The sequence below is a fragment of the Ferrimonas senticii DSM 18821 genome (assembly GCF_000422665.1).
GTDB classification, from domain to species: domain Bacteria; phylum Pseudomonadota; class Gammaproteobacteria; order Enterobacterales; family Shewanellaceae; genus Ferrimonas; species Ferrimonas senticii.
The window spans coordinates 1-11,696 of sequence record NZ_AUGM01000032.1; the positions used below are offsets into that span (position 1 = coordinate 1).

10 protein-coding genes, 1 tRNA gene and 2 rRNA genes are annotated in these 11,696 nt (G+C 53.4%); 12 read left to right on the forward strand and 1 reads right to left on the reverse strand.

Annotation, left to right across the window (positions count from 1 at the left end; genetic code table 11):
- The first annotated feature begins 54 nt into the window (after window positions 1–54).
- The 10 genes from rrf to G506_RS0113120 all read left to right on the forward strand — a co-directional run bounded on the left by rrf (window position 55) and on the right by G506_RS0113120 (window position 9,293).
- Window positions 55–169: ribosomal RNA gene (rrf, locus tag G506_RS0113075) — 5S ribosomal RNA — on the forward strand.
- Between the two features lie 56 nt (window positions 170–225).
- Window positions 226–301, forward strand: a tRNA-Thr gene (locus G506_RS0113080).
- Window positions 302–596: 295 nt separating this feature from the next.
- On the forward strand, window positions 597–1,553 hold the full coding sequence (locus tag G506_RS19720) for a hypothetical protein (protein ID WP_051202123.1): 957 nt from the start codon (window positions 597–599) through the stop codon (window positions 1,551–1,553).
- Window positions 1,554–1,567: 14 nt separating this feature from the next.
- Window positions 1,568–2,602 (forward strand): AraC family transcriptional regulator, encoded by a 1,035-nt coding sequence (locus G506_RS0113090; protein WP_028117251.1) that lies wholly within the window; start codon window positions 1,568–1,570, stop codon window positions 2,600–2,602.
- A 179-nt stretch (window positions 2,603–2,781) separates the two neighbouring features.
- Window positions 2,782–3,531 (forward strand): electron transfer flavoprotein subunit beta/FixA family protein, encoded by a 750-nt coding sequence (locus tag G506_RS0113095; protein ID WP_028117252.1) that lies wholly within the window; start codon window positions 2,782–2,784, stop codon window positions 3,529–3,531.
- A 24-nt stretch (window positions 3,532–3,555) separates the two neighbouring features.
- Complete coding sequence (locus G506_RS0113100) at window positions 3,556–4,485, forward strand: electron transfer flavoprotein subunit alpha/FixB family protein (RefSeq protein ID WP_028117253.1); 930 nt, start codon at window positions 3,556–3,558, stop codon at window positions 4,483–4,485.
- A 153-nt stretch (window positions 4,486–4,638) separates the two neighbouring features.
- Window positions 4,639–5,637, forward strand: coding sequence for a Fe(3+) ABC transporter substrate-binding protein (locus G506_RS0113105; RefSeq protein ID WP_028117254.1), 999 nt, complete (start codon window positions 4,639–4,641; stop codon window positions 5,635–5,637).
- A 3-nt stretch (window positions 5,638–5,640) separates the two neighbouring features.
- Window positions 5,641–7,260: an ABC transporter permease gene (locus G506_RS0113110; protein WP_035387348.1), complete on the forward strand. Its 1,620-nt coding sequence runs from the start codon at window positions 5,641–5,643 to the stop codon at window positions 7,258–7,260.
- Entirely contained in the window at window positions 7,260–8,276 is a 1,017-nt protein-coding gene (locus G506_RS0113115) for an ABC transporter ATP-binding protein (protein WP_028117256.1), read from the forward strand. The genes G506_RS0113110 and G506_RS0113115 overlap by 1 nt, the downstream gene beginning before the upstream one ends.
- 96 nt (window positions 8,277–8,372) lie before the next feature.
- On the forward strand, window positions 8,373–9,293 hold the full coding sequence (locus G506_RS0113120; RefSeq protein WP_028117257.1) for a Dyp-type peroxidase: 921 nt from the start codon (window positions 8,373–8,375) through the stop codon (window positions 9,291–9,293).
- A gap of 65 nt (window positions 9,294–9,358) precedes the next feature.
- Here G506_RS0113120 and argR read toward each other — a convergent pair whose 3' ends face one another.
- The gene (gene argR / locus G506_RS0113125; RefSeq protein ID WP_028117258.1) at window positions 9,359–9,826 is read right to left on the reverse strand and encodes a transcriptional regulator ArgR; all 468 of its coding nucleotides are present in this window, start codon (window positions 9,824–9,826) and stop codon (window positions 9,359–9,361) included.
- Between the two features lie 238 nt (window positions 9,827–10,064).
- On the opposite strand from argR, the gene mdh reads away from it, so the two are divergent.
- Both mdh and G506_RS0113140 read left to right on the forward strand, forming a co-directional pair.
- The gene (gene mdh, locus G506_RS0113135; protein ID WP_028117259.1) at window positions 10,065–11,000 is read left to right on the forward strand and encodes a malate dehydrogenase; all 936 of its coding nucleotides are present in this window, start codon (window positions 10,065–10,067) and stop codon (window positions 10,998–11,000) included.
- A 577-nt stretch (window positions 11,001–11,577) separates the two neighbouring features.
- Window positions 11,578–11,696, forward strand: a 16S ribosomal RNA gene (locus tag G506_RS0113140); the annotation flags it as partial.

Consider the following 11,696-nt stretch of genomic DNA (forward strand, 5'->3'; position numbering starts at 1 on the left):
TCCTTGTAAGAAAATTGACTGAGAAAAGTCAGCTTAATCCAAATTCAGTTTTTGTCTGATGACAATAGCGCTGTGGCCCCACCTGATCCCTTGCCGAACTCAGAAGTGAAACGCAGTTGCGCCGATGGTAGTGTGGGAGTTCCCATGTGAGAGTAGGTCATCGTCAGACACTTATTCAGAGAAAGCCCGAATCGAAAGAGTCGGGTTTTTTCATAAAAGCTTTGTGCTGATATAGCTCAGTCGGTAGAGCGCATCCTTGGTAAGGATGAGGTCCCCAGTTCGACTCTGGGTATTAGCACCACTTTTCGATAAGGCCCTGTTCTTCGGAACAGGGCCTTTTTCGTTTATCGGCGTTAAAAGTTGTTGAGCTACCTAACGTTGGCCTCTGGTACATTAATACCAATTCACCTAAATATCTGATCACTATTGCTGGTTTAAATCGTCTCACTCTGCGTTACTCAAGTTACTGGTAGAGCCACTAGCAGCGGCGTTGAGTGCCTTGATTGCCTTGATTGAGACGATTTCTCCTTCGCACTAGATAGACCATTTACTTAAGCGAATTGGTATAACTTGGTTCAATAGCTTGGGATTAGCGAATGAGTTTGGATGTCGCGGCGGAGATTGAACGCCGGTTAGGCGATGAACGGCCGCAAAAGCTGGCAGTGGTGCAGCGCTTGTGGAGTGGTTACGGCAGTATCGAGCGCTGGCGCTTATCTTGTGGTCGCACCATCATTGCCAAGTTAGTCGCTCCACCAAGGCAGAGCGAGCATCCCAGAGGTTGGGATAGCGACTTTGCTCATCAACGTAAGCTGCGCTCTTATCAAGTCGAACTGAGTTGCTATCAATGGCTTAAACAACAGTCGACGCGGACTCGTACCGCTGAGGTATTGGCGATAGCCTCTACTGCGGATCGGACTCAGCATTTACTGCTGCTCGAAGATCTGCGGTGCAGTGGCTTTGATTGCAACGTCGAGCACCCGACAGAGCAACAACTGCAGCAGGCGTTAGCCTGGTTAGCTTGCTGGCATGCTCAGTTTATCGGCGTTACGGTTACCGGCTTGTGGCCTCAGGGCAGCTATTGGCATTTGGCGACCCGTCCAGATGAGCATGCTCGAATGAGCAATCTCCCCCTTAAACATGCCGCCAGTCAGCTCGATCGGCAGCTGCGGCAGGCTCGCCATCAAACCCTGCTGCATGGCGATGCCAAGATCGCCAACTTCGGTTTTGCTGATAGCGAAGCGGTGGCGTACGACTTTCAGTATGTTGGCTCAGGCATCGGCGTGATTGATGTCGCCTATCTGCTCGGCAGTGCCTTAACGGATGGTGAGTTGCTAAGCGACAGTGACCGTTGGCTTGATTACTATTTTGCGCAATTCGCCAAGCGGTGTCGGCTTAGAGCGGTCGATTCTAGCCCCATCGAACGAGAGTGGCGTCAGTTGTATGACGTTGCAGTAGCTGATTTTGCTCGCTTTCTTGATGGCTGGGCGCCGCAGCATTGGAAGGTCAACTTGGCCATGCAACGTGCCTGCGATCGCGTGCTAGCGCGCCTGTAGCCGTGGGATAGCAGATGAGTAAAGGACAAACCATCTCGACCGAATACGTGGACAGCCTGCTGAGCCATGCTGCACAACAGGGTTACCACCTGCCGACGTTACTGCAAGCGGTGGGGCTAACCGAAGCGCAATTGCAGCAATCACAGATCCCGGTAATGCAGTTTGCCCGGTTGTTTCAACAGCTAACCGAGCTGTTGCAGGATGAGCAGTTTGGCATGCTGACGGGTGGTAAGGTGCCGCGGGGCAGTTTTCGGATGATGTGTTACGCCATCCAACACTGCACTGATTTGGGCACGGCACTGCAGCGCTGCAGCGACTTTTATGAGATTTGCCAAGGGCCAACCATTAAGCCAGCGATTAGCATCGACGGTGAACTCGCGCGTTTTCATTACCTGCCGCTGGCAGGGCAAGAGCAGGGAAGCAGCGCCTTAGCCAATCCACCACCGGCGCTCATCCGCACTTCGCTGTCGATCTGGCATCACTTTATCAGCTGGATGCTCGGCTGTCGGTTGCCATTGTTGAAAGCGGAATTCACCTTTTCCCAGCCTAATCATCACCAAGATTATCAATTGTTGTTCCAGTGCCCGCTGCAATTCAATCAGGCCGATAACGGCTTTTATTTTGATGCGAGCTGGCTACAACGGCCGCTGATCCAAACCGATGCGGCGTGGCGTGGTTTTTTGAAAACCGCGCCACATCAACTGATGGTGATGGTTAACGGCGATCATTCCATTAGCGCCCGTATCCGCGCCCGCTTTGGCCGTGATTTTAGCCGCGCGTTACCCAGCCTTGAGCAGATGGCACAGATGGAGGGGATGTCGGCGCGTACTCTGCGTCGGCACTTGGCCGCCGAAGGGTTAAGTTATTCCGCCCTTAAGCAGCAGAGTCGTTATCAGGCGGCAGTGGATTATCTCGCTTGTCCTGAACTGTCTATCAACGATGTGGCGGCGCTGGTCGGATTTGAAGATCCCAGTCCGTTTATTCGGGCCTTTAAACAGTGGTCTGGAATGACGCCTGGAGAATTTCGTACAGACTCCATAGGGAGTTAGCGCAGAAGTGGGTGCTTACATGTCATCTTTGGTGAAGGATCCATGAGAGGACTGATGTAAATCTCTTTGGCCAGTTTGGTCTATCAGCTTGGCCATCGCGGTCATTGGCAAAGTTCGATCCCCGTCACACAATGGAAACACCAGATGCAATGGATGCATCGTAACTTCAGGTGGACGTGATGAAAGTACTGGTCGCAGTGAAACGGGTGATTGATTACAACGTGCGGGTGCGGGTGAAAGCCGACAACACCGACGTTGATTTGGCCAACACTAAGATGGCGCTCAACCCATTCTGTGAAATTGCCGTAGAAGAAGCGGTGCGCCTCAAAGAGAAGGGCGTCGCCGATGAGATCGTGGTGGTATCCATTGGTGACAAAGCGTGCCAAGAGCAGCTACGTACCTCGTTGGCGCTGGGCGCGGATCGGGCAATTCAAATTGATGTGGCGACCGCGCCAGATCCGCTGTCGATTGCCAAGCTGCTGGCCAAAGTGGTTGAGCAGGAGCAACCTGGATTGGTGTTGCTGGGCAAACAGGCGATCGACTCTGACAACAACCAAACCGGTCAGATGTTAGCGGCGCTGACCAAGATGCCGCAGGCGACCTTTGCCTCTGAGCTGGTGATTGCCGATGGCAAAGCTACGGTCACTCGTGAAGTCGATGGTGGTATGCAAACCTTGGCCTTGAGCCTGCCTGCGGTCGTCACCACCGATCTGCGTTTGAACGAGCCGCGCTATGCGTCACTGCCCAATATCATGAAAGCCAAGCGCAAGCCGCTAGCGGTAATGACCCCGGAGGAATTGGGAGTGACGCTGAGCAATAACCTCACTACTTTGCGAGTCGATACCCCACCAGTGCGCAGTGCAGGGGTGAAGGTGGAATCGGTGGCCGAGCTGGTCAACAAGTTAAAAACCGAAGCCAAAGTACTTTAACTCTGCCCTCAGAAGGATTTGAACATGACCACATTAGTGATTGCTGAGCACGACAACGCCGAGTTAAAGCCAGCGACCCTCAATACCGTTGCCGCCGCCAATGCGATTGGCAGTGACATTACTCTGTTGGTGGCCGGTAGCGGTTGCCAAGCGGTAGCCGAGCAAGCCGCTCAAGTAGCTGGCGTCAGCAAGGTATTGGTGGCCGATAGCGCCAGTTTCGAGCATCAATTGGCCGAGAATGTGTCGCTATTGGTGGCCGAACTGGGAACGGGCTACAGCCACATTTTGGCCCCAGCCACGACCATTGGTAAAAACCTGTTGCCACGAGTAGCGGCGCTGCTGGACGTAAACCAGATCTCCGACATCATCTCGGTTGAGTCCGCCGATACCTTTACCCGTCCAATCTATGCCGGTAATGCCATCGCCACAGTGCAGTCGGCCGACGCTATTAAGGTAATCACTGTCCGCAGTACTGGTTTTGATCCCGTGGCTGCGACAGGCGGAAGCGCTGCAATCGATGCGATCAGCGCTGAGCACGATGCTGGCAACTCGAGCTTTGTCGCTAACCAATTGGCGGAATCGGATCGACCAGAATTGACTGCGGCAGGGGTGGTGATCTCCGGCGGTCGCGGCATGGGCAACGGTGATAACTTTAAACTGCTGGATGGTATCGCCGACAAACTTGGTGCCGCGGTGGGGGCTTCTCGGGCGGCGGTGGATGCCGGCTTTGTCCCTAACGATATGCAGGTTGGCCAAACCGGTAAGATTGTGGCGCCGCAGTTGTATATCGCGGTCGGGATCTCCGGGGCAATTCAGCACTTGGCCGGGATGAAGGACTCGAAGGTGATTGTTGCCATCAACAAAGATGAAGATGCGCCAATTTTCCAGGTGGCAGACTACGGTTTGGTCGCCGATTTGTTTGAGGTCTTGCCGGAATTGGAAGCCGCGTTGTAATCCTTTGCTGTTGTTAACCTTACGGCGCCTTCGGGCGCCGTTATTGTTTGCTTACAGTGGCTTATTCAATCAGCGCAGCGATGGGGTTGTGGTCGAATCGGGCAATACGTACTATAAAAAGACGAATCATTCCCATTTGCAAACGGAGTTCCAATGCGCCGATTCCTCGCTGCCGCCGCCCTGCTAACCTCCGCTGCGGTGCAAGCCGCCCCGACGGTCACCATCTATTCCTATCGTCAGCCGTTTTTGATTGAGCCAATGCTGGCCAAATTCACTGAGCAGACCGGTATCAATACTGAAGTCGTCTTTGCTAAAAAAGGCTTGGATGAGCGGCTTAAGCGCGAGGGTAAACTGACCCCAGCGGATCTGGTGTTAACCACCGACATCTCAAGATTGACCGGTCTGGTTGATATGGACTTGGTGCAACCGGTGGCAAGCGACATCGTTAACAGCAACTTACCCAAGCAGTTCCGCGATCCGGATAACAACTGGTTCGCGCTAACCTTACGGGTGCGCAACGTTTACTCCTCGGCTGAACGTGTTGGCAAGGTTGATATTAACTATGAAGATCTGGCAAAGCCGCAATACAAAGGCAAGATCTGCACCCGCTCTGGCAAGAACGCTTACAACATCGCTTTGGTCTCTTCGATGATTGCTCATCATGGCGAAGCCGAAACCGTGCAGTGGCTTGAAGGGCTGAAAGCCAATTTGGCGCGCAAGCCACAGGGGAATGATCGGGCGCAGATCAAAGCCGTTGCCGAAGGGGTGTGCGATTACGCCATCGGCAACAGCTACTACTACGGCAAGATGCTTAGCGACCCTAAACAAGCGCCATTTGCGGAGCCGGTAGCGATCAACTTCCCCAACCAAGATAACCGCGGTGCCCATGTGAATGTCTCCGGGGCGGTGGTGACCAAATACGCCAAACAGCCCGAAGCGGCGGTGAAGTTGTTAGAGTTCCTATCCGGTGAGCAGGCGCAGCAGATGTACGCTGAAGCCAACATGGAGTACCCGGTTAATCCTAAAGTAAAGCCATCGCCACTGGTCGCGGGTTGGGGCAGCTTTAAAGAGGACAGCTTGCCAATTTATCAGCTAGCGGAAAACCATCAAGCCGCAGTGAAACTGCTGGATCAGGTGAAGTTTGATCTGTAATTGATGAAGTTAGCCCGTCGCCGCTGGACCGTCAGCGGCACCGCCATCACCTTGCTGTTGCTGTTGCCGGTGGCAGCATTGCTACAGCAGGGATTACTGCCAGCCAGCGAGGTATTTGCCGAACTGGCTGAGTCAGTTCTGGCCGATTACATCATTAATACCGTGGCACTGGTGTTATTAAGCGCTGTCGGAGCGGTGCTGTTGGGGGTACCGACAGCTTGGTTGGTGGCGAACTGTCAGTTCCCTGGGCAACGGTGGTTGCAATGGGCGCTGCTGCTGCCGTTGGCGATGCCGGCTTATCTGGTGGCTTACGTCTATACCGATATGCTTGATTACGCTGGTCCGGTACAAAAGGCACTGCGTGGTTGGTTTGGTTGGAACAGCCCACAAGATTATTGGTTTGTTGAAGTTCGCAGTCTTACTGGCGCGGCCGCGATGCTGGCGCTGGTGCTGTTTCCCTATGTGTTTATGCTGGCTCGCACGGCGTTTCTCGAACAGGCAGGCAACCTGTTGCAGGCCAGTCGCAGCCTGGGCTGCACGCCATGGCAAAGTTTTTGGCGAGTCAGTTTGCCGTTGGCGCGACCGGCAATCATGGTTGGCGTAGCATTGGTCGCGATGGAGACCATGGCTGACTTTGCTACCGTCAGTTACTTTGCGGTCAATACCTTAACCACAGCGGTGTACGACGTCTGGCTTGATTACGGTAGCTTGAGTGCGGCCGCCCGACTCTCCTGTTTGATGTTGTTGGGGGTGCTGTTGCTATTGGGGCTGGAACGCCGAGCGCGAGCTCAGCAAAAGCTGTTTCAGCGTGGTGATGCCGGTGTCGACATTCCGCGTTGGCCTCTGACCGGCATCAAGGCCATTTGCGCTAGCGGTTTTTGTATCGGCGTGTTGTTGTTGTCCTTTGCGCTGCCGGCAGCGGTATTGCTGAATTACGCTATTGATTACTTTGACGCTGCATCGTTGGCCCTGTTTTGGCGTTACAGCGTCAACAGTCTGATCGTTTCAGTGCAGGTGGCGCTGTTGACTATCGTCATGGCGTTGTTGCTGCAATTTTTAGCGCGCTTGCGATTGCTGAGGTGGCCGGCACAGATCGCAGGCTTTGGTTACGCTTTGCCTGGGACGGTGTTGGCGATTGGAGTGTTGATCCCGCTGACGTGGCTGGATTATCGAATTAACGATTTCAGCCAGTGGTTTAATGGCAGCACTGTTGGTTTAGTGTTGTCCGGTTCGATGGTGGCACTGCTATTTGGCTATTGCGTGCGCTTTTTGGCGGTAGCCTTGGGGGCGATTGAGGCGTCTTACAAACGAATTAACCCGTCGTTGGATATGGCGGCGACCACCATGGGTTGTGGTCCGGCGGCATTACTGCGGCGAGTGCATTGGCCGTTGCTGCGGCGCGGATTGCTGACCGCCGCAGTGATAGTGTTTATCGAGTCGATGAAAGAGTTACCGGCGGCACTGCTGCTTAAACCGATTGGCTTTGAAACCTTAGCCACATACGTCTATCAATTTGTTTCTGATGAAGCGCTGGAACTGGGGGCGTTACCGGCACTGGTGATTGTGTTGGTGGGACTGCTACCGGTGTGGCTGTTGAATCGCAGTTTGGAGCAAACTCGCTGATGGCAAATTTAGAGATCAGCCAACTGCAGTGTCACTATCAACGACAATTAGTGCTTAACGGCGTTGACTTACAGGTCGAGGATAACGAGATCCTCGCCCTGCTTGGCCCCAGTGGTTGCGGCAAAACCACATTATTGCGTGCCATTGCCGGGTTGCATCCGATTGGTGCAGGTAGCATTTCGTTGGCTGGGGTGCAGCTTACTGAACTGCCGCCGGAGCTACGCGGGATTGGTGTCATTTTTCAAGATTATGCGCTGTTTCCACATCTGAACGTTGCTGACAACATTGGCTTTGGTCTGCAGCACCTCAGCTACGCCGCGCGGCGGCAGCGGGTGGCTGAAATGTTGAGCTTGGTGCGGCTGGAAGGGTTGGGGCAGCGCTACATCCACCAACTGTCTGGCGGGCAACAGCAGCGGGTTGCCATTGCTCGAGCACTGGCCTACCAGCCGCGGTTGCTGTTATTGGATGAACCCTTCTCCAACATCGACTCACAGGTGCGTGGCCAGATGATGGCGGAGATCCGCCAGATCCTTAGGCAAGCGCAGGTCAGCGCGATCTTGGTGACCCACGCCAAAGAGGAAGCATTCGCTTTCGCTGATCGGTTGGCGCTGCTTGAAGACGGTAAAGTGGTTCAGCAAGGCAGCGCCGAAGAGCTATACCGAAACCCAAGCAATCGCTTTGTTGCCGACTTTCTCGGTGGCGGCAACTATCTGGATGCGGTAGTCAGTGCCATTGATGAGGTGCAAACGCCGTTAGGAGCCATCAAAAGTGCCAGCCCGTTAAGCTTCCCGCCACAGCATCACGGCCAGTTGTTATTGCGGCCGCAACAGCTGCAGTTGGTTGCTGATGATCAGGGCAGCGGTGTCATCACCGAACGTCGCTTTGCCGGTAATCATTGCGACTATCGAGTCGTCGTTGGGCCGATTGAACTGCAAGTGCGCTCGGCTAAACTGGATCTGAATAACGGCGCCAAGGTCGCGGTGGCGGCGCTGCCGCATGCGCTGGTTTTGTTGTAATAAATCAAGCTTTGGCTTTTAATCGGTTGCATCGTGCTGAGAGTGGTTTGCACACTTAGCCATTCGTCTGTTTTTGTTTCCGATTAAGGATTACGTATGCCACGTGAGCAAGGTGGGATCTGTGCCGAGGGTAATCTCCACGGCTTGTATCTGATGTTTAACGCCCAAGATGGGGCGGAAGAGGCGCTACCAAGCGTGTTGGCTGGGTTGGCGGCGTGGCTGCAGCAACAAGCAGACCGCAATGCTGATTGTGCTTTCAATGGCTTCATCGCCATTGGCGCCAACTACTGGGATACCCTCTATCCTGCCAGTCGCCCGGCGGAACTGAAACCATTCCCACAATTCTCGGCTGATGATCGGCAAGCGCCAAGTCAGCCAGTGGATCTGTTTGTTCATCTGCGCAGCGATCGCGTTGATGTGAATCACCTAACTGCCGTTGAGGTTTGCCGCCGTCTGACCGGATTGGCTGAGCTGGTAGACGAAGTACGTAGCTTCCGCTACCTGGATAGCCGCGACCTAACTGGTTTCGTTGATGGCACCGAAAATCCGGTCGGCAGCCATCGTCGTCAAGTGGCGCTGGTGGCAGAAGGTGAGTTTGCCGGTGGCAGTTATATCCATACTCAACGCTATGTGCACAACATGGCGCTATGGCAACAGCAGACGTTGAAAACTCAGGAAGACACCATCGGCCGTACCAAAGTAGAAAACATCGAGTACGCTTCGGCCGATAAGCCATTGACCTGCCATATCAAGCGCACCAATCTGCGTGAAGAAGATGGCACTAAGATGGAGATCCTGCGTCAGTCGATGCCATACGGCAACATGCAGGAGCAAGGCTTGTTCTTTATTAGCTGCTGTCATACCCCGCGCTACTTCGAGACTCAGCTAAAGTCGATGATCCACGGTGATGGTCATGGTCATCACGATCATCTGCTTAACTTTACCCAAGCGGTAACCGGTGCCGCGTTCTTCGCGCCATCACTGGACTTCCTTGATCGCGCTGCCAATCTAGCTTAACGCGGTGGCAATAAAAAACGCCTGGCACACTGTGTCAGGCGTTTTTGTTTTCGTGGGGATAGCGCTTAATCTACGTAATTAAACAGCTCTTTAATCATCGCCATGGTTGGCTCCAGCTGGGCGTGGCTGGTTGGGGCGATAAAGATGGTGTCGTCGCCGGCGATGGTACCCAAGATCCCTTCGGCTTTACCCATCGAATCCAGTAGCCGGGCAATCAGCTGCGCCGCCCCTGGACTGGCGTGCACCACAATCATGCTGCCGTTGTGGTCAACGTCCAGGACCAAGTTACGTAGCTGTGCATTAGCGGTTGGTACCCCTAGCTCTGCCGGCAAGCAGTACACCATCTCCTGCTTGGCATTACGGGTACGAACCGCACCGAACTTGCTTAGCATCCGCGACACTTTGGACTGGTTGATGTTTTCAAAACCAACCGCTTGCAGTGCCGTGACGATCTCACCCTGAGAGCCAAATCGCTCCTCTTTTAGCAGCGATTTAAAGGCGCGGATCAGTTCATCTTGTTGGCTGGATTTCATAAGACATTCGTTATCGTGAAGGATTGATCGCTAGGTTGCATAAGAACTGCTTAGGATGCAAGCAGTAGGCAGTTACAAAGAATAAAAATTCAACTAGAGCGGCTGTAAATGACTACCGTTCATGGCGCAAATGGTTGAACAGCCCAGCCATTGCCAACGTTTTGCGCTTTGGGTATTGTGGGCGCCACAACAAGGTGATCACGGTCACAAACATCTCAAGGACAGACGGGAGATAACAATGAAGGTAGCAGTATTAGGCGCCGCAGGCGGTATCGGTCAAGCTCTGGCGCTGTTGTTAAAACTGAACCTGCCAGCAGGCAGTAAGTTGGCGTTGTATGACATCGCCCCAGTAACCCCAGGGGTGGCAGCCGATATCAGTCACATCCCAACCGCCGTTGAAGCCACAGGTTTCGCAGGCGAAGATCCAACGCCAGCACTGCAAGGTGCCGATCTGGTGCTGATCTCGGCTGGGGTGGCGCGTAAACCTGGGATGGATCGCTCTGATCTGTTCAACATCAACGCCGGCATCATCCGCAACCTGACCGCTAAAGTTGCTGAGGTTTGTCCGCAAGCGTGCTTGGGGATCATCACCAACCCAGTAAACACCACCGTAGCGATTGCTGCAGAAGTGCTTAAAAACGCTGGCGTGTACGATAAGAGCAAGCTGTTCGGGGTAACCACCTTGGATGTGATCCGCTCTGAAACCTTTATCGCCGAAGCCAAAGGGCTCAAAGTTGAAGACGTTAAGCTGAACGTCATCGGCGGTCACAGTGGTGTCACCATCCTGCCGCTGCTGTCTCAAGTAGAAGGCGTTGAGTTTAGCGATGATGAAATCGCCGCGTTGACCCATCGGATCCAAAATGCCGGTACCGAAGTCGTTGAAGCCAAGGCGGGTGGCGGCTCTGCTACGCTGTCGATGGCCCAAGCGGCATGCCGCTTTGGTATGGCGGTGGTGCGCGGCCTGCAAGGTGAGCAAGGCGTGATTGAGTGTGCTTATGTAGAGGGCGCTGGTGAACATGCCCGTTTCTTTGCTCAACCGGTTGAGCTGGGTGCCAATGGCATTAAAGCGATCCTGCCGTACGGCGAGCTAAGCGCATTTGAGCAAAATGCACTGGATGGCATGCTGGATACCCTAAAAGGCGATATCCGCATTGGCGAAGAGTTCGTTAACTAAGATTCGCTTGCTATATAAGTAGTGAGATACGGTTTTTGCTTGCGACCTTCTTTATATAGCAAGTAAAAACGCCCCATGACCGACGCTATCTGCGTCGGTTTTGTTGTTTCTGGGGGCAAAAAACCGCAGTAGATGGCGATTTCTGTGGATAAGTTTGTGGTTAAGCGGGTAATGGCTGTGTCTTTGACCGAACGAACCAAAACAGTGAATTTTCCGGTTGCGCCAAATCGAACCGTCCCTATAATGCGCCTCTGTCGACGGGGCACAGCGAGCAAATCGCCGCAGTAAAAACCAAGTCGACCGGTTCGAAAAAGAAGTTAGAAAATAACGCTTGACGAATCAAACGGATACGCTAGAATGCGCGTCCTGTCTCGAACGAGACAAGCTCTTTAAAAATTAGTCAGACAATCTGTGTGGGCACTCACGTGGAACGAGAAATCATCATTTCTCGATGAAACTGAAGTGTTCATGCAACATGCAGAATGTTGAATTTTCGGATTTAACATCTATCAGAATTCATTGAGTAGTCTGTGATTGTTACTTCGGTAACGAGAATGGACGATAAATCAAAATCTTTTAATTGAAGAGTTTGATCATGGCTCAGATTGAACGCTGGCGGCAGGCCTAACACATGCAAGTCGAGCGGTAACATTTCAAAAGCTTGCTTTTGAAGATGACGAGCGGCGGACGGGTGAG